The organism is Nocardioides sp. S5-5 (assembly GCF_054954065.1).
Genome location: NZ_CP199913.1, coordinates 2,565,757 through 2,582,981, shown reverse-complemented (window position 1 = coordinate 2,582,981; position 17,225 = coordinate 2,565,757). Strand labels below are relative to the sequence as shown.

General features: G+C 71.8%; 20 protein-coding genes. 14 read left to right on the top strand and 6 right to left on the bottom strand.

The annotated features are described in order from the left end of the window. Positions 1–53: 53 nt before the first annotated feature. Genes glpK through ACUP6Y_RS12195 form a run of 3 tightly spaced genes read left to right on the top strand, consistent with a single transcriptional unit; the run spans position 54 to position 4,089 of the window. A complete protein-coding gene (gene glpK, locus ACUP6Y_RS12205) occupies positions 54–1,580 on the top strand; it encodes a glycerol kinase GlpK (protein ID WP_462550977.1) in 1,527 nt (508 codons plus the stop codon). Then, positions 1,577–3,334 carry a glycerol-3-phosphate dehydrogenase/oxidase gene (locus ACUP6Y_RS12200; protein ID WP_462550976.1) on the top strand — a complete coding sequence of 586 codons (1,758 nt, stop codon included), beginning with the start codon at positions 1,577–1,579 and terminating at the stop codon, positions 3,332–3,334. The genes glpK and ACUP6Y_RS12200 overlap by 4 nt, the downstream gene beginning before the upstream one ends. Further along, complete coding sequence (locus ACUP6Y_RS12195) at positions 3,334–4,089, top strand: SDR family oxidoreductase (RefSeq protein WP_462550975.1); 756 nt, start codon at positions 3,334–3,336, stop codon at positions 4,087–4,089. Before ACUP6Y_RS12200 ends, ACUP6Y_RS12195 begins: the two co-directional genes overlap by 1 nt. Here ACUP6Y_RS12195 and ACUP6Y_RS12190 read toward each other — a convergent pair. Beyond that, positions 3,975–4,877 carry an SURF1 family cytochrome oxidase biogenesis protein gene (locus tag ACUP6Y_RS12190; RefSeq protein WP_462550974.1) on the bottom strand — a complete coding sequence of 301 codons (903 nt, stop codon included), beginning with the start codon at positions 4,875–4,877 and terminating at the stop codon, positions 3,975–3,977. The genes ACUP6Y_RS12195 and ACUP6Y_RS12190 overlap by 115 nt on opposite strands. Positions 4,878–5,156: 279 nt before the next feature. Here ACUP6Y_RS12190 and ACUP6Y_RS12185 point away from each other — a divergent pair, with 279 nt between their 5' ends. The 3 genes from ACUP6Y_RS12185 (at position 5,157) to moaA (ending at position 8,508) form a co-directional block, all read left to right on the top strand. Then, positions 5,157–6,488 carry an IS4 family transposase gene (locus ACUP6Y_RS12185; protein ID WP_462550973.1) on the top strand — a complete coding sequence of 444 codons (1,332 nt, stop codon included), beginning with the start codon at positions 5,157–5,159 and terminating at the stop codon, positions 6,486–6,488. Between the two features lie 132 nt (positions 6,489–6,620). Beyond that, positions 6,621–7,466 (top strand): IS5 family transposase, encoded by an 846-nt coding sequence (locus tag ACUP6Y_RS12180; protein ID WP_462553709.1) that lies wholly within the window; start codon positions 6,621–6,623, stop codon positions 7,464–7,466. A 49-nt stretch (positions 7,467–7,515) separates the two neighbouring features. Then, a complete protein-coding gene (gene moaA / locus ACUP6Y_RS12175) occupies positions 7,516–8,508 on the top strand; it encodes a GTP 3',8-cyclase MoaA (protein ID WP_462550972.1) in 993 nt (330 codons plus the stop codon). Here moaA and ACUP6Y_RS12170 read toward each other — a convergent pair whose 3' ends face one another. Beyond that, the gene (locus ACUP6Y_RS12170) at positions 8,509–8,703 is read right to left on the bottom strand and encodes an acetone carboxylase (protein WP_462550971.1); all 195 of its coding nucleotides are present in this window, start codon (positions 8,701–8,703) and stop codon (positions 8,509–8,511) included. It abuts the gene before it with no gap. Then, positions 8,693–9,004 carry a DUF3099 domain-containing protein gene (locus ACUP6Y_RS12165; RefSeq protein ID WP_462550970.1) on the bottom strand — a complete coding sequence of 104 codons (312 nt, stop codon included), beginning with the start codon at positions 9,002–9,004 and terminating at the stop codon, positions 8,693–8,695. The genes ACUP6Y_RS12170 and ACUP6Y_RS12165 overlap by 11 nt, the downstream gene beginning before the upstream one ends. A 42-nt stretch (positions 9,005–9,046) precedes the next feature. Here ACUP6Y_RS12165 and ACUP6Y_RS12160 point away from each other — a divergent pair, with 42 nt between their 5' ends. The 3 genes from ACUP6Y_RS12160 (at position 9,047) to fabI (ending at position 10,859) form a co-directional block, all read left to right on the top strand. Next, on the top strand, positions 9,047–9,262 hold the full coding sequence (locus ACUP6Y_RS12160) for a dodecin (RefSeq protein WP_462550969.1): 216 nt from the start codon (positions 9,047–9,049) through the stop codon (positions 9,260–9,262). Between the two features lie 101 nt (positions 9,263–9,363). Further along, entirely contained in the window at positions 9,364–10,074 is a 711-nt protein-coding gene (gene fabG / locus ACUP6Y_RS12155; RefSeq protein WP_462550968.1) for a 3-oxoacyl-ACP reductase FabG, read from the top strand. Positions 10,075–10,076: 2 nt separating this feature from the next. Continuing rightward, on the top strand, positions 10,077–10,859 hold the full coding sequence (fabI, locus tag ACUP6Y_RS12150; protein WP_462550967.1) for an enoyl-ACP reductase FabI: 783 nt from the start codon (positions 10,077–10,079) through the stop codon (positions 10,857–10,859). 1 nt (position 10,860) lies between these two features. On the opposite strand, the gene ACUP6Y_RS12145 is transcribed toward fabI, so the two are convergent. Then, positions 10,861–11,535 carry a YwaF family protein gene (locus ACUP6Y_RS12145; RefSeq protein WP_462550966.1) on the bottom strand — a complete coding sequence of 225 codons (675 nt, stop codon included), beginning with the start codon at positions 11,533–11,535 and terminating at the stop codon, positions 10,861–10,863. An 18-nt stretch (positions 11,536–11,553) separates the two neighbouring features. On the opposite strand from ACUP6Y_RS12145, the gene ACUP6Y_RS12140 reads away from it, so the two are divergent. After that, entirely contained in the window at positions 11,554–12,063 is a 510-nt protein-coding gene (locus ACUP6Y_RS12140; RefSeq protein WP_462550965.1) for a SixA phosphatase family protein, read from the top strand. A gap of 45 nt (positions 12,064–12,108) precedes the next feature. Here ACUP6Y_RS12140 and serB read toward each other — a convergent pair whose 3' ends face one another. Beyond that, positions 12,109–13,320 carry a phosphoserine phosphatase SerB gene (gene serB, locus ACUP6Y_RS12135; protein ID WP_462550964.1) on the bottom strand — a complete coding sequence of 404 codons (1,212 nt, stop codon included), beginning with the start codon at positions 13,318–13,320 and terminating at the stop codon, positions 12,109–12,111. A gap of 13 nt (positions 13,321–13,333) precedes the next feature. Then, a complete protein-coding gene (locus ACUP6Y_RS12130; RefSeq protein WP_462550963.1) occupies positions 13,334–14,062 on the bottom strand; it encodes a hypothetical protein in 729 nt (242 codons plus the stop codon). Between the two features lie 41 nt (positions 14,063–14,103). On the opposite strand from ACUP6Y_RS12130, the gene ACUP6Y_RS12125 reads away from it, so the two are divergent. From ACUP6Y_RS12125 to ACUP6Y_RS12110, 4 genes are read left to right on the top strand one after another with little or no spacing between them, the layout of a single operon-like run. Next, a complete protein-coding gene (locus ACUP6Y_RS12125; protein ID WP_462550962.1) occupies positions 14,104–14,901 on the top strand; it encodes an ABC transporter ATP-binding protein in 798 nt (265 codons plus the stop codon). Between the two features lie 9 nt (positions 14,902–14,910). Continuing rightward, the gene (locus tag ACUP6Y_RS12120) at positions 14,911–15,384 is read left to right on the top strand and encodes an NfeD family protein (protein ID WP_462550961.1); all 474 of its coding nucleotides are present in this window, start codon (positions 14,911–14,913) and stop codon (positions 15,382–15,384) included. Then, positions 15,381–16,439, top strand: coding sequence for an SPFH domain-containing protein (locus tag ACUP6Y_RS12115; RefSeq protein WP_462550960.1), 1,059 nt, complete (start codon positions 15,381–15,383; stop codon positions 16,437–16,439). Before ACUP6Y_RS12120 ends, ACUP6Y_RS12115 begins: the two co-directional genes overlap by 4 nt. Then, complete coding sequence (locus tag ACUP6Y_RS12110; protein ID WP_462550959.1) at positions 16,436–17,224, top strand: sulfite exporter TauE/SafE family protein; 789 nt, start codon at positions 16,436–16,438, stop codon at positions 17,222–17,224. The genes ACUP6Y_RS12115 and ACUP6Y_RS12110 overlap by 4 nt, the downstream gene beginning before the upstream one ends. The last annotated feature ends 1 nt before the right edge of the window (position 17,225 follow it).

Sequence of the window (17,225 nt, the reverse complement as noted above, 5' to 3'; positions counted from 1 at the left end):
CCCGCATCCGGAATGTCCCTGACCCGTCCCGGGGAGTCCGTAGGCTTCAGGTCATGGCGGAGGCACGGTTCGTGGGGGCGATCGACCAAGGTACGACGAGCACCCGGTTCATGGTGTTCGACCACGACGGCGCCGAGGTGGCCCGCCACCAGCTCGAGCACACCCAGGTGCTGCCCCGGGCCGGCTGGGTGGAGCACAACCCGGTGGAGATCTGGGAGCGGACCTCGGCGGTGGTGCAGACGGCGCTCGGCCGGGCCCGGCTCGGGACCGAGGACCTGGCGGCGGTCGGCATCACCAACCAGCGCGAGACCACGATCGTGTGGGACCGGCGCACCGGTCGGCCGCTCTCCAACGCCATCGTGTGGCAAGACACCCGCACCGACGCGATCGCCGCGGCGCTCGACCGCGACGGTCGCGGCGACGTGATCCGGCAGCGCGCGGGGCTGCCGCCGGCGACGTACTTCTCCGGCGGCAAGCTGCAGTGGCTCTTGCAGGAAGTCGTCGGCTTGAGAGATGCGGCCGAGCGCGGCGACGCGCTGTTCGGCACGCCGGACACCTGGGTGCTGTGGAACCTCACCGGCGGCCCCGACGGGGGCGTCCACGTCACCGACGTCACCAACGCGAGCCGCACCATGCTGATGGACCTGGAGACCCTGGACTGGGACGACGAGCTGCTCGGGTTCTTCGGGATCCCGCGAGCGATGCTGCCGCGGATCCGCGAGTCGTCCGCGACCACGCCGTACGGCGTCACGCGCACGCGTGGCCCGTTCGGCGGAGAGGTGCCGATCACCGGGATCCTGGGCGACCAGCAGGCGGCGACGGTCGGCCAGGTCTGCTTCGCGCCGGGCGAGGCGAAGAACACCTACGGCACCGGCAACTTCATGCTGCTCAACACCGGCACCGAGATCGTCCGCTCGAAGTCCGGCCTGCTGACGACGCCGGCCTACCAGCTGGGCGACCAGCCGTGCGTGTACGCGCTGGAGGGCTCGATCGCGGTCACCGGCTCGGCGGTGCAGTGGCTGCGCGACCAGCTCGGGATCATCAGCGGCGCCGCCGAGTCGGAGTCGCTGGCGCGGCAGGTCGACGACAACGGCGGGGTCTACTTCGTCCCGGCGTTCTCGGGCCTGTTCGCGCCCTACTGGCGCTCCGATGCGCGCGGCGCGATCGTCGGTCTCTCGCGGTTCAACACCAACGCGCACGTCGCGCGGGCCACGCTGGAGGCGATCTGCTACCAGTCGCGCGACGTCGTCGAGGCGATGTGCGCCGACTCCGGCGTCGAGCTGGAGGTGCTCAAGGTGGACGGTGGGGTGACCCTGAACGGCCTGTGCATGCAGATCCAGGCCGACGTGCTCGGCGTACCGGTGTCGCGGCCGGTGGTGCCCGAGACGACGGCCCTCGGCGCGGCGTACGCGGCCGGGCTGTCGGTCGGCTACTGGTCCTCGACGGACGAGCTGCGCGAGAACTGGCGTGAGGACACCCGCTGGGAGCCCCAGTGGGACGAGGAACGGCGGGCGGCGGGGTACGCGCAGTGGCAGAAGGCGGTCCAGCGAACCCTCGACTGGGTGGAGGTCGACGGATGAGTCCCGCAGCACTCTCTCCCCGCGCCCGTACCGCGGCCCTCAAGCGGCTGGCGACCCAGCAGCTCGACGTCCTCGTCGTCGGCGGCGGGGTCGTCGGCTCCGGCGCCGCGCTCGATGCCGCCACCCGCGGCCTGTCCGTGGGCCTGGTCGAGGCCCGTGACTTCGCCTCCGGCACGTCGAGCCGCAGCTCCAAGCTGGTCCACGGCGGCCTGCGCTACCTGGAGATGCTCGACTTCCGCCTCGTCGCGGAGGCGCTCAAGGAGCGCGGCCTGCTGATGCAGCGCCTGGCGCCGCACCTGGTGCGCCCGGTGCCCTTCCTCTACCCGCTGACCGGGCTCGGCTGGGAGCGCTGGTACGCCGGCACCGGCGTCGCGATGTACGACGCGATGTCCAAGGCGAGCGGGTACGGCGCCGGGATGCCGGTCCACCAGCACCTCACCCGCCGCGGCGCGCGCAAGGCGTTCCCGTCGCTGCGCAAGGACGCCCTGGTCGGCGCGATCCGCTACTACGACGCCCAGGTCGACGACGCCCGGCACACCATGTTCCTGGCCCGCACCGCCGCGACGTACGGCGCCGCGGTCGCCTCCCGCACCCGCGTGCTCGGGCTGATCAAGGAGAGCGAGCGGGTCGTCGGTGCCGAGGTGATCGACCTGGAGACCGGCCACCGCTTCGACATCCGCGCCTCCCAGGTGATCAACGCGACCGGTGTGTGGACCGACGAGACCCAGGCGATGGCCAGGGAGCGCGGCCAGTTCAAGGTCCGCGCCAGCAAGGGCATCCACCTGGTCGTGCCCCGCGACCGGATCCGCGGCGAGACCGGGTTGATCCTGCGCACCGAGAAGTCGGTGCTGTTCGTGATCCCGTGGAAGCGGCACTGGATCATCGGCACCACCGACACCGACTGGGAGCTCTCCAAGGACCACCCGGCGGCGAGCTCGAGCGACATCGACTACCTCCTGGAGCACGTCAACCGGGTGCTCGAGGTACCGCTGACCCGCGACGACGTCGAGGGTGTCTACGCCGGCCTGCGCCCGCTCCTCGCGGGCGAGTCCGAGGCGACGTCCAAGCTCTCCCGGGAGCACGCCGTCGCCCACAGCGTCCCGGGGCTCGTGGTGGTCGCGGGCGGGAAGTACACCACCTACCGGGTGATGGCCGCCGACGCCGTCGACGAGGCGGTGCATGGCCTGGAGACGGTGCTGGGCCGCAAGGCGGGGGAGTGCGTGACCGAGACGGTGCCGCTGGTCGGCGCCGACGGCTACCAGGCGCTGTGGAACCAGCGCCGCGCGCTCGCCACCCAGTCCGGGCTCGCGATCAACCGGGTCGAGCACCTGCTGGAGCGCTACGGCTCCCTGGTGCTGGAGGTGCTGGACCTGATCGCCGCCGAGCCCGACCTCGGCGAGCCGCTGCCCGGCGCCGAGGACTACCTGATGGCCGAGGCGGTGTACGCCGTCACTCACGAGGGCGCCCGGCACCTCGACGACATCTTGACCCGGCGACTGCGGGTCTCGTTCGAGACCTTCGACCGCGGGGTCGCGGCGGCGCCGTACGTCGCCGACCTGGTCCGCGGGCACCTGCGCTGGGACGCCGACCAGCACGCCCGTGAGCTCCAGCACTATCTCAAGCGGGTGGAGGCGGAGCGCGAGAGCCAGCGGCAGCCCGACGACCACACGGCCGACGCCGCGCGCAAGGGCGCCCCGGACGTCGTACCGGTGTCGCGGATCGCCGAGGAGATCGAGTCGATGGAGTCTTCCTGATGGACCTGCAGCTGACAGACCGCGTCTACCTGGTCACGGGCGGCACCCGGGGCCTGGGCCGGGCCACCGCCGATGCGCTGGTCGCCGACGGCGCGCGCGTGGTGATCTCGGGCCGACACGAGGAGTCGGTGCGGGCCGCGGCCGCGCAGCTCGGTGGGTCCGCCCGCGGGGTGGTCGCCGACAATGCCGATCCGGACACCCCGGGCCGGCTGGTCGCGACCGCGCGGGAGGCCTGGGGCCGGGTCGACGGGGTGCTGATCAGCGTGGGCGGACCGCCGGCGGGACTGCTCACCCAGATGACCGACGAGCAGTGGCGCTCCGCCTTCGACTCGGTGTTCCTCGGCGCGGTCCGGCTGGCCCGCGAGGTCGGCGCGGTCCTCGGCGACGGCGGCTCGATCGCCTTCGTGCTGTCGAGCAGCGTGCGCCAGCCGATCCTCGACCTCGCCATCTCCAACGGCCTTCGCCCCGGCCTGGCCATGGCCGCCAAGACGCTCGCCGACGAGCTCGGTCCGCGCGGGATCCGGGTCAACGGACTGTTGCCGGGCCGGCTGGCGACCGAGCGGGTCGCCGAGCTGGACGCGGCCGGCGGGGACGCCGACGCGGCGCGGGAGGCGGCGTCGGCGCAGATCCCGCTGCGGCGCTACGGGCTGCCGGAGGAGTTCGGGCGGGCGGCGGCGTTCGTGCTGTCGCCGGCGGCGTCGTACGTGTCCGGCGTGATGCTGCCCGTCGACGGTGGGATGCTGCGCTCCCTCTGACGCGAGAAGGGGCCGCCGGAGCGGCGCTTGGTGCCGACCCGCTGGCCGCGCGGCCCGAGCCTGCGCTCGTCCCAGGCGAGGTACCCGAAGCCGCCGACGGCGAGCACCCCGAAGAACCACCACTGCAGGCCGTAGAAGAAGTGCGGTCCCTCGCCGAGGTCGGGGAGCTCGACGGCCGCGAGCGCCGTGGCGGGCTTCGGGTCCTCCGACTTCAGCGCGACGAAGCCGGTGTAGACGGTGTGGCCGATCGCCTTCCCGATCGGGCCGCTGGCGATCGCGCGGGTGGAGTGGTCGTCGACCTCGGTGCTGCCGCCGGTGCCGTCGGCCCGGACCCACCCGGTCACGGTCACCTCACCGGCCGGGGGCGCGGGCAGCTCGGCGCCCTTGATCACGGGGTTGTCGGTGCCGTACCAGCCGCGGTCGACGAGGAGCGTCGTACCGTCGGCGGTGACGAGGGGGACGATGACCTCGACCCCCGGGTAGCCGTTGCGGGTGCGGTAGCGGACCACGACGGTGTCGTCGCGGGCGTACTCGCCACTCGCCGTCACCAGCCGCCACTCGTCGTCCTCGGCGACCCTGCGGCCAGGAGCGAGGACCTCGGCGACGTCGATGGGGTCGCGGTGCTCGTTGGCGCGGACGACGGCGTTGTGCTCCTTGCGGTCGTCGAGGCGCCCGAACTGCCACTCGCCGAGCCACCAGGTGGCCCAGCCGACCAGGATGATCGCGAGGAAGAACAGCACCCAGCGGCGACTGAGCAGGAATCGCCACGAGGACAGCCAGGAGAACACGGGACAACCGTAGCCACGGCCGGTTGCGGTGTCGGCACCAGCCGGGAGCCAACCGGGGCGGCACGTAGACTCAATGCCGTCAACTTAAGGACGGGGCGGGTGGGTCAAGGACCGAGTGCGGCGTGTCGGCGTGGGGTGCAACGGAGCCCGGGTTAGAGATGCAACGACCAAGAAGCTTCTCCTTCCCCGGGAGCTCCGTTGCCTGTTCATCATGTCATCCCCAACATCAGTTCCCGCGTCAGTTCCCACGCCGCTGGACGTGAGGAGCGCTCGCGAAGCGTGTACGCACCGGGTCATCTGGGCGAGTTGACCCAGATCGTGTCGTTCGAGATGGTCGACGCGGTCCTTGCCCAGACCCGCAGGGTCCAGCAACGCACCCGTGACCTTCCCTCCCGGGTCGTGGTCTACCTCCTCCTTGCCGGTGCACTGTTCGCCGAGTGCGGCTACCGGCAGGTATGGGCCCGGCTGGTCACGGGTCTGGATCCGGCGCTCGGGCCCCTCGCCAGGCCGTCCGCCGCGGCGCTGGCCGCAGCACGCCGCCGTGTCGGCCCGGCACCGTTGCGAGAGTTGTTCGCTCTGCTGACGACGTCGGCCGCGGCCCCTGGCACGAAGGGCACGTGGTGGCGCGGGCGGCTGGTGTGCGCGATCGACGGCACCATGATGTGCTGCCCCGACACCGAAGCGAACCTGAGGGTGCACCGCAAGGGCCGGGGCTATCACGGCGGCACCGGATACCCGATGATCCGGCTGCTCGCGTTGGTCGCGTGCGGCACCCGGACCCTGCTGGCCGCGACGTTCGGCCCGACCAGCCGTGGCGAGACCCGGTTCGCACTCGACCTGCTCGGTGCGATGGGCCCGGGGATGATCGTGCTGGGCGACCGCAACTTCGCGGCCGGCGACCTCATCACCCAGATCGCCGCAACCGGTGCCGACGTGCTCATGAGAGCCAAGAACGGCCGTGGTGCTCGCAAGCTCCCAGTGTGCCACCGTCTGGGCGACGGGTCCTACCTGTCGCGGATCGGTCCGGTCCAAGTCCGCGTGATCGATGCAACGATCACGATCACCACTCCCGCAGGCCAGCGCGAGGCGTCCTACCGGCTGATCACCACCGTCATCGATCAGTCCTGCAGGGCCGAGGAGATCGTGCGGCTCTACCACCAGCGGTGGGAGATCGAGACCACCTACTGCGAACTCAAGTCCACCATCCTGGGCGGGCGAGTGCTCCGCGCCCGCACCCCGACCGGTATCGAGCAAGAGGTCTACGCACTGTTGGTGGCCTACCAGGCCATCAGGATCGCGATCGCTGACACCGCGATCGCCCGCCCCGAGCTCGACCCTGACCGGGCCAGCTTCACCGTGGCGTTCAACGCCGCACGTGACCAGATCATCAAAGCGGCCGGGATCATCGCCGGCGCTGTCACCGACATCGTCGGCGCCATCGGACGCCAGATCCTGGCCGACCTTCTGCCCCAACGCCGAGCCCGTACCGCCCCACGGGTGGTGAAACGAGCGATCTCAAACTACGCCCCACACACCGCCAGAGGACGGCTCCGCGGCCCCAGCCACCACACCGACACCAGAATCAACATCCTCACCGGCGCGCCACCGTGACAACCACCATGTCGGCTTAAGAGGTTCCGCCAATAGGTATTGAGCGGTGAGGGCGTGTCGGTCACGCAGGACAGGCACGAGCCTCGGTAACAGAAGGGGTGTCTGACGCCACTTCTCTTCCCCGAGGTGCTCGTGCCTGCCCTGCCATCTTTCATCATCGAACCGCTGTGGGACCAGTTCGCCGCGCTGATCCCTGAACCCATCGACGCTCATCCCCTTGGGTGTCACCGACCGCGTATCGCGGACCGGGTTGTGTTCGACAAGCTGGTCCAGATCGCGGTGCTCGGCGCCGCCTACGACCGCATCGCCGACACCACGTGCTCGGCCACCACGATCCGTCGGCGCCGTGATGAGTGGATCGAGGTCGGGATCTTCAAGACGCTGGAGCAGATCTGTCTGGACGCCTACGACCAGATCGTCGGTCTGGACCTCTGCGATGTCACGGTCGACGGGTGCATCGTGAAGGCTCCCTGTGGTGGCGAGGCAGCGGGCAGATCCCCGGTAGATCGCGGGAAACAGGGAACCAAGCGGTCCCTGTTGGTGGAAGCTGCCGGCATCCCGCTGGGGTGTGTCGTCGCGGGCGCGCACCGCAACGACTCACCGCTCCTGCGCCCCACCTTGGAGCACCTGGGCCGCTTCGACCTGGGTTTCGGTGATGGGCTGCCCGACGACATCACGGTCCACCTCGACGCTGGCTACGACAGCCGCAAGACCCGCGACCTGCTCGACGAGCTCGGCTGCGAGGGCGTGATCAGTAAGAAGGGCTTCCCGCTCCAAGCCGGTGCCCGGTGGGTCGTGGAGCGGACCAACTCCTGGCACAACCGCGGGTTCAAGAAGCTCGCCATCTGCACCGAGCGTCGCACCCAGGTGATCGAGGCCTTCATCGCGCTGGCCAACGCCGCGATCATCATCCGACGACTCGTCCGCCAGGCCTGGATCACCCACCGCTGGGACGGTCGACCAGCACGACAACCATGACCTATTGGCGGAACCTCTAAGTTGACGGCATTGCACCTAGACTGGGGGTGTGCAGCCACTCCTCGACCAGCACGGACGGATCGCGACGGACCTCCGGGTCTCGCTGACCGACCGCTGCAACCTGCGCTGCACCTACTGCATGCCGCCCGAGGGCCTGGACTGGATGCCGACCGACGAGCAGCTCACCGACGCCGAGGTGGTCCGGCTGATCGGCGTCGCGGTCCGGGAGCTCGGGGTCAGCGAGGTCCGGTTCACCGGAGGCGAGCCGCTGGTACGTCGCGGCCTGGTCGACATCGTGCGCCAGGTCCGCGCCCTTGACGCCGACGTCGAGATGTCGATCACCACCAACGCGCTGGGGTTGGCGAGGACCGCCCAGGCGCTCGCCGACGCCGGCCTGGATCGCGCGAACGTCAGCCTCGACACGGTCCGCAGCGCCACCTTCCACCAGATCACTCGGCGCGACCGGTTCGCCGACGTCGTCGAGGGCCTGGCCGCCGCCGAGGCTGCGGGCCTGGGGCCGGTGAAGGTCAACGCGGTGCTGCTGCGCGGGGTCAACGACGACGAGGCTCCCGAACTGCTCACCTGGTGCCTCGAGCGCGGCTACCAGCTGCGCTTCATCGAGCAGATGCCCCTCGACGCCCAGCACGGCTGGGACCGCGCCTCGATGGTGACGGCCGACGAGATCCTCGCGTCGCTGTCCTCGGCGTTCCGGCTCTCGCCCGCCGCCGAGCCGCGGGGGAGCGCCCCCGCCGAGCTCTTCCGCGTCGGCGGCGGCCCCGCCACCGTGGGCGTGATCGCGTCGGTCACCCGCCCGTTCTGCGGCGACTGCGACCGGGTCCGGCTCACCGCCGACGGCCAGGTCCGCAACTGCCTGTTCGCCCGCTCCGAGTCCGACCTGCGCTCGGCCCTGCGCGCGGGCGCCTCGGACGCCGAGCTGGCCGCCCGGTGGCGGGCGGCCATGTGGGGCAAGCTCCCCGGCCACGGCATCGACGACCCCACCTTCCTCCAGCCGGACCGCCCGATGTCGGCGATCGGCGGCTGATCAGCCCTGGTCGTGGGGGACGGTGTCCTTCAGGAACCCGCGCGCGCCGAGGAAGGCCTCGAGCGACTCCCGGTGGTCGGCACAGGCCAGCCAGGTCTTGCGGCGCTCGGGGGTGTGCAGCTTCGGGTTGTTCCACAGCAGCTGCCACACGGCCGGCGCGCGGCAGCCCCGGGCCGAGCAGACGTCAGGCTCCATGCCCGCCCTGGTCGGTGTCCTCGCCCGCGCCCAGCTGGCGCTGGGCGTCGCCGCCGCCGGTGAGGGGGAGCGCGCTGCTGCGGCTGTCCTCGGCGTTGGCCATCACCACGGCGACGTACGGCAGCACGATCGCGCCCGCGATCAGGATCGGCCACAGCCAGTGGATGCCGGCGGCGCCGCTGATCGCCGCGCCGACGAAGCACAGCGTGCGGATCGACATCGCGATGACATACCTGCGCTGGCGGCGGGCCAGGTCGTCTCGCGGGCTGGAGCCGGCCGTGGTGATGCGGATGGCGTCCATGCCCCCACCCTACGCCCGGCGCCTGCTGAGTACGCTGCTGGCATGTCGAACCGCACCTACCGCGTCAGCGAGATCGTCGGCACGTCCCCCGACGGCATCGACCAGGCCGTCCGCAACGGCATCGAGCGTGCCGGCCAGACCCTGCGCCACCTCGACTGGTTCGAGGTCACGCAGGTTCGTGGCCAGGTCAAGGACGGCACCGTCGAGCACTTCCAGGTCACGATGAAGATCGGGTTCCGGCTGGAGGACGACGAGTAGTCCCGAACCGGTCCCTTGTAGGACCCCTACAAGGGACCGCAGGGAACTTGGTGTCTGCCGCCGGTGAGCCCGGAGCACCCGCGCCACTAGCGTCACAGAGCGTGAGCCAACCACGTTCCGTCCTCGTCACCGGCGGCAACCGCGGCATCGGCCGCGCCATCGCCGAGGCCTTCCTCGCCGCGGGCGACAAGGTCGCCGTCACGACCCGGAGCGGAGGTGCGCCGCAGGGTGCGCTCGAGCTCACCGCCGACATCACCGACGCCGCGGCCGTCGAGGCGGCCTTCGCCGCCGCGGAGGAGGCCCACGGCCCGATCGAGGTGCTGGTCGCCAACGCCGGCATCACCAAGGACACGCTGCTGCTGCGGATGTCCGAGGACGACTGGGCCTCGGTCATCGACACCAACCTCACCGCCTCCTTCCGTCTGGCCAAGCGCGCCGCCAAGGGCATGCTGCGGCAGAGGAGGGGCCGGATCATCTTCATCTCCAGCGTGGTGGGCCTGCTCGGCTCGCCGGGCCAGGTCAACTACGCCGCCTCGAAGGCCGGCCTGGTCGGCATGGCGCGCTCGATGGCGCGCGAGCTCGGGCCGCGCTCGATCACGGCCAACGTCGTGGCGCCCGGCTACGTCGACACCGACATGACCGCGGTGCTGACCGACGAGCAGAAGGAAGGGATCCGCAACCAGGTCCCGCTGGGTCGGTACGCCGACCCGACCGAGATCGCCGGGGCGGTGCTGTGGCTCGCCAGCCCGGAGGCGGCGTACGTGACCGGCGCGGTGATCCCCGTGGACGGCGGACTGGGAATGGGGCACTGAGCATGAGCGGAATCCTTGCGGGCAAGAGCATCCTCGTCGCGGGTGTCACCCTCGACACCTCGATCGGCTTCGCGGTGGCGAAGTTCGCGCAGGAGCAGGGGGCGACCGTCCTGGTCTCCAACTTCGGCCAGGCGCTGCGGATCACCCGCCGCATCGTCAAGCGGCTCCCGGAGCTGCCGGCCGTCATCGAGCTCGACGTCACCGACGCCGAGCACCTCGCGGCCCTGCCCGACGCCGTGCGCGAGGCCCTCGGCCCGGACGCGACCCTGGACGGCGTCGTCCACTCCATCGCCTACGGCAACCCCGAGACCCTGCTCGGCGGCAAGTTCCTCGAGGGCCCGTGGGAGGACGTCGCGCAGGCCGTCCAGGTCTCGGCGTACTCCCTCAAGTCGCTCGCCGTGGCCTGCCGACCGCTGATGACGAACGGCGGCTCGGTCGTCGGCCTGACCTTCGACGCCAGCGTCGCCTGGCCGGTCTACGACTGGATGGGCGTCGCCAAGGCCGGCCTCGAGTCGTGTGCCCGCTACCTGGCCCGCGACCTCGGCGGCGAGGGCATCCGGGTCAACCTGGTCTCGGCCGGCCCGCTGCGCACCCTCGCGGCCAAGGCGATCCCCGGCTTCGCGGACCTCGAGTCGATGTGGTCGACCAAGTCGCCGCTCGGGTGGGACAACACCGACCAGGAGCCCACCGCCAAGGCGGTCTGCGCGCTGCTCTCGGACCTGTTCCCCGCCACCACCGGCGAGATCGTCCACGTCGACGGCGGCTTCCACGCGATGGGCGCCTGAGCTACCCCTGACGGCGCGCCCACCACTGCGCGAGCACGGTGAGCAGCGCCCACACCACCACGACGATCCCGATCTCCTCGAGCACATACCACGGCCACGGCCCGAGGAGATCGAGGATCGACGTCCCCGGCTTGCGCATCAGGTAGCCGTAGTTGGTGTCGGCCACGACGTTGAACGCGTACGTCTCCACCGCCCACACCAGCGTCGTCAGCACGGCTGCCCGGTAGTCGCGCCAGCGCGGCGCCTTGCGCAGTCCGACCACCAGGTAGACCGCCGCCCACACGATCAGCAGGTGCAGCGCCCAGAACGCGACGTAGCGCGGGTGCGGGAAGTCCTCGTTGAGCGACGGCGTCACGACGCCCTGGACGGTGAGGGTCAGGCCCCAGAGGTAGGTGAGCGCCACCGGCAGCGGCCGGTGCGTCCACAGCGCCCAGGTCGCCGCGATCCACGCCAGGTCGCACAGGTGCAGCGGCAGGGTCACGTCGAGGTCGAAGTTCCAGACCAGGTCCACCAGTTGGAGCGGCACCGTCGCGACCGGGATCAGCAGGGCACCGATCCGGCTGAACCGGCTCGGTCCGTCGTACGCCACCTCCCGGCGCCCCAGCACCACGGCCACCACCAGCCCCACGGCGAACACGCCCAGCGGCACCAGATGGGTGATTCCGTACGGCGTCACGGGGTCTACGATGCCCGGGTGGAGAAGCAACGGCTGCTCGTCGTCGTCCGACACGCCAAGGCCGAGCAGTTCGCCCCCTCTGACGTCGACCGGGTGCTGAGCCCCCGCGGCCGCGACGACGGCCGTGCGCTGGGCGCCTGGCTCGCCGGAGCGGGGGTCCGGCCCGACGTCGCCTACGTGTCGTACGCCGCCCGCACCCGCGAGACCTGGCAGGTCGCCGCCGCCGGTGCCGGCTGGGACCTCGCCCCGCAGATCGACGGCAGCCTCTACGGCACCGACGAGGACGGCGTCCTCGAGCTGGTCCGCACCACCCCCACCGACGCCTCGACCGTCGTGGTCGTCGGCCACAACCCGACCGTGGCGATGCTCGTGCAGCTCCTCGACGACGGCGAGGGCGAGGCGTCAGGTGAGGTCGAGCTCGGCGCGTTCCCCACCAGCGCGGCCGCGTTGTTCACCGTGGACGGCACCTGGGACGACGTCGTCCCGGTCGGGTGCCGGTTGGTGTCATTTCACGTGGGGCGGGGCTGAGCGCTTCTCGGCGCCCGACATGCCGGAGCGAAGCGACGGCCACAGTCACACCGGGGGTGCGGGGGTGACGATCCCGGCCGCCGCGTCGGCGGCCTCGATCTCCTCGCGGGTGATGCCGAGCAGGTACATGATCGCGTCGAGGTACGGCACGTTCAGCGCCGTGTCGGCGGCCTCCCGGACGACGGCGCGGGCGTTGTAGGCGATGCCGAGGCCGGCGGCGGCGAGCATGTCGAGGTCGTTGGCGCCGTCGCCGATGGCGATGGTGGCGTCCTCGGGGACGCCGAGGTCGGCAGCGAACTCCCGCAGCGCGGCGGCCTTGCCGGCCCGGTCGACGACGGCGCCGACGACCTCGCCGGTCAGCTTGCCGTCGACGATCTCGAGGGTGTTGGCGCGGGCGCGGTGGATGCCGAGGTCCTGGGCGAGGCGGTCGGTGATCTGGCTGAAGCCGCCGGAGACGATGGCGAAGCGGTAGCCGAGGCGGCGCAGGGTGCGGACCATGGTGCGGGCGCCGGGGTTGACGACGATGGCGTCGTACACCTGGTCGAGGACCGAGGCGTCGAGCCCGGCGAGCAGCTTGACCCGGGCACGCAGGGACTGCTCGAAGTCGAGCTCGCCGCGCATGGCGCGCTCGGTGACGTCGGCGACCTCGGCGCCGAAGCCGGCGTGCTGGGCGAGCATCTCGATCACCTCGCCCTGGATCAGGGTCGAGTCGACGTCCATCACGATCAGCCGGACGCCGTGGCGCAGCAGGTTGGCGGACTGGACGGCCACGTCGATGCCGTGGGCGGCCGCGTCGACGGAGAGCAGCTGGCGCAGTCGGTCGGGGCGGGCACCGGAGACGTCGAGCTCGAGGGCGGTGACGGGGTAGCGGGCCATCCGCTCGATCCGGTCGATGTTGCCGCCGCAGTCGGCGATGCGGCCGGCGATGGCGGCCATGGCGGAGGCCTTGAGCGGCGCGCCGATGACGGTGACGTGGGCGCGGTCCTCGTGGCGGGAGCGGTTGTCGCCGGATCCCTTCTCGATCTCGACGCTCATGCCGAGCGCCTCGACGCTCGACTCCAGCTGCCGGCGCAGCCGCTTGCGGTCGCGGGGCGCGGTGACGAGTACGCCGAGGACGAGCCGCCCCCGCATCAGGATCTGCTCCAGGTCGACGACGGTGACACCGGAGCCGGCGAGACTCTCCAGCACCGCGGAGGTGACGCCGGGCCGGTCGGCGCCGGTGACGGTGATCAGCAGGGTGTCGTCGTGAGGGCTCATCGCGGGGTGCAGGCTACCGGTGACCGGCGTCGTCGGACGCCGGTGGCCAGCCGTCGGGCGAGCAGGCCGCGGTCAGCGCATGCCGCGCGGCGCGCTCCAGCGGCTCCAGGGCCTGCCGGCGCGCGGCGACCGCGCTCGCCGACAGCGCTCCGCCGTCGTCGCGGAGGGCCAGCTCGACGACCGCCTCCAGGTGCAGGGCGCGCCCGGCGACGTCGACGCAGCGGCCGGGGGTGCCCGGTGGGGCGGTGAGCGGCGTGCCGGTCCGCAGGTTGTGCAGCTCGTCGGCGACCAGCGGCTGCCAGCGGGCGACGTCGAGGTCGGCCAGCAGGTCGGCCGTCGTGAGCAGCACCGAGCGCAGCTGCCGGTCCGCCTCGCCGAGGTCGGGCGGCGGACGCCGCTCGGCCGGGAGCACCGTCCACTCGACGGCCCGGCCCACCTGGCGCGGCACCAGTCCCGCACCGGGGAGCAGCACCACCTCGCCGGCCTCGACCGCCGCGGTCGTCAGCTCCCGCGGACCGCGCAGGCCCGCGGGGTCGCCGGGCGCGGGGAACGCCGCGGCGACCCCGTCGGCCCCCGCGTTGCGCGCGGCGGCCAGCTCGACCAGGAGGGAGGATGACCCGGTCACGACATGGGTCACGTCGTCGCCGTGGACGGCGTCGAGGACCTCGTCGGGGCCGACCCGCCCGCGCAGCCAGGCCGTTCCCCACCAGGCCAGCCGGGCAGAGACGGGGAGTGCGCTCACCCGCCGACCTTACTGCCGGCGCACTGGTTAAGGTGGCTCGCATGTCCGCCGTGCTGGAGCTCGCCGAGGTGTCCGTGCGTCGTGGGCAGGCGACCTTGCTCGACCGGGTCAGCTGGGTGGTCCGCGAGGGCGAGCGGTGGATCGTGCTCGGCGCCAACGGCGCCGGGAAGACCACCCTGATGCAGATCGCCGGCGCCCAGCTGCACCCCACCTCCGGCGCCGTCGGGCTGCTCGGCGAGCTGCTCGGCACCGTCGACATCTTCGAGCTGCGCCCGCGCATCGGCGTCTCGAGCGCGGCCGTCGCCGAGCAGATCCCACGCAACGAGACCGTCCGCGACCTGGTGCTCACGGCGTCGTACGCCGTGCTCGGCCGCTGGAACGAGTCGTACGACGCCGTCGACCACGACCGCGCCGACGCCCTGCTCCGCGAGGTCGGCGTCGCCGCGCTGGCCGAGCGCACCTACGGCACCCTGAGCGAGGGCGAGCGCAAGCGGGTCCAGATCGCCCGGGCGCTGATGACCGACCCCGAGCTGCTGCTGCTCGACGAGCCGGCGGCGGGCCTGGACCTGGGCGGTCGCGAGGACCTGGTCTCCACCCTGTCGGTGCTCGCCTACGACCCGCTCTCGCCCGCGACCGTGCTGGTCTCCCACCACGTCGAGGAGATCCCTCCCGGCTTCACCCACGTGCTCATGCTCCGCGACGGCCGGGTCGTCACGCAGGGACCGGTCGAGGACACCCTCACCGCCGAGGCGCTCTCGGCGACGTTCGGCATGCCCCTGGTGCTCGAGCACCACGACGGTCGCTACGCCGCCCGCCGCAAGCAACACCATCGCGGCTAGGCTCCCCTCATGGACTGGCTGCGGGACCACCTGTGGGAGACCTGGCTGGGCGTCGGCATCGTGCTGGCGCTGGCCGAGCTGGTGAGCCTGGACCTGTTCTTGCTGATGCTCGCCGGTGGCGCCCTGGCCGGCGTCGCGACCGCGCTGGTCACCGACAACGTCGTGGTGAGCGTGCTGGTCGCCTCAGCCGCCTCGGTGCTGCTGCTCGCCGCCGTCCGCCCGCCGCTGCTGCGCCGCCTGCACGGCGGCCCCGACCTGGTGCTGGGGCCCGCCAGCCTGGTCGGCAGTCGCGGGATCGTCACCGAGCCGGTCGCCGACCACCGCCCCGGCCGGGTCAAGATCGGCGGCGAGTCCTGGCTCGCGGTGGCCGAGCCCCCGGCGTCCAGCATCGCCGTCGGCCAGGCGGTGGAGGTCGTCTCCATCGCGGGCGCCACGGCCCACGTCCGTCCCGTGTCCGACCTCCGACTCGAGGAGCCCCGATGACCGTCCTGGTCCTGCTCATTCTCCTGCTCCTGCTGGTGATCACCGTGATCGCGAAGTCGATCCGAGTCATCCCACAGGCCTATAACGGCATCGTGGAGCGGTTCGGCAAGTACAAGGAGACCCTGCCGGCCGGCCTCAACTTCGTGGTGCCGTTCGTCGACAAGGTCCGCTACGTCATCGACCTGCGCGAGCAGGTCGTCAGCTTCCCGCCCCAGGCCGCGATCACCGAGGACAACCTCACCGTCGACGTCGACACCGTCATCTACTTCCAGGTGACCGACCCGATCGCGGCGACGTACGAGATCTCCAACTACATCCAGGCCATCGAGCAGCTCACCATGACCACGCTGCGCAATGTCGTCGGCGGCATGGACCTCGAGCAGACGCTGACCAGCCGCGAGTCGATCAACAGCGGCCTGTCCGCCGTGCTCGACGAGACGACCGGCCGCTGGGGCATCAAGGTCAAGCGGGTCGAGATCAAGGGCATCGACCCGCCGCCGTCCATCAAGGACGCGATGGAGAAGCAGATGCGCGCCGAGCGCGACAAGCGAGCGCTCGTGCTCACGGCCGAGGGTCAGCGCCAGTCCGCGATCCTGACCGCCGAGGGCAACAAGCAGTCCGCGATCCTCAACGCCGAGGGCGAGCGGGAGTCGCAGATCCTGCGTGCCCAGGCCGAGCGCGAGGCGCAGATCCTGCGCGCTCAGGGTGAGGGCCAGGCCATCCAGACGGTCTTCCAGGCGATCCACGACGGCCGCCCGGACCAGTCGCTGCTGGCCTACCAGTACCTCCAGATGATGCCGAAGATCGCCGAGGGCGACGCCAACAAGGTGTGGGTGATCCCCTCGGAGATCACCAAGGCGCTCGAGGGTCTCGGCTCCTCGATCCACGAGGTCGCGGGGATCCCGCGGTCCACGCCGGGGCCGGCGAAGCGGGTCGACATGGGCCCGACCGATCCGGTCCTCCCGGACGCCGGGACCAGCGAGGCGGTCCAGGAGGCGATCGCCGAGGCCGAGAGCGCGGCCCACCCCGGGCAGAAGGATCCCGCCACCGAGTGACCCTCCTCGAGATCGCGGCGGTCCTGCTCGCCGGGGTGGGGGCCGGCACGATCAACGCGGTGGTCGGCTCGGGCACCCTGATCACCTTCCCCACGCTGTTGGCGATCGGCGTGCCACCGGTGACTGCCAACATGTCCAATAGCCTGGGTCTGGTGCCCGGCTCGATCGCGGGCGCGGTCGGCTACCGCCGTGAGCTGGCCGGCCAGCGCGAGCGGGTGCTGCGCCTGCTCGTCTTCTCCACCACCGGTGGCGTGCTGGGCGCCGTGCTGCTGCTCGTGCTGCCGCCCGGCGCGTTCAAGGCCGCCGTACCGGCGCTGATCCTGCTCGGGATCGTGCTGGTCATCGTCCAGCCGCGGCTGTCCCGCATGGTCGCCGCCCGCGCCGCGAACCGCGAGGAGGGCGCCGTCGAGCGCTCCTGGTGGGTGCCGCTGGCCGTCTTCGGGACCGGTGTGTACGGCGGCTACTTCGGCGCCGCGCAGGGCGTGCTGCTCATGGGCCTGCTCGGGATCGGCGTCAACGAGTCGCTGCAGCGCCTCAACGGCGTCAAGAACGTGCTCGTCGCCGTGGTCAACGGCGTCGCGGGTCTGGTCTTCGTGGTGGTGGCCGAGCTCGGCCTGCTCGGCAGCGAGGCGAAGGTCGACTGGCTGCTCGTGCTGCTCGTCGGCGTCGGCGCGGTGTGCGGCGGCCTGCTCGGCTCCGCGGTCGGCCGCAAGCTGCCGCCGAGCGCGCTGCGCGCGGCGATCGTGGTCGTCGGCCTGGTGGCCGTGGTCACGATGGTGTGGTGAG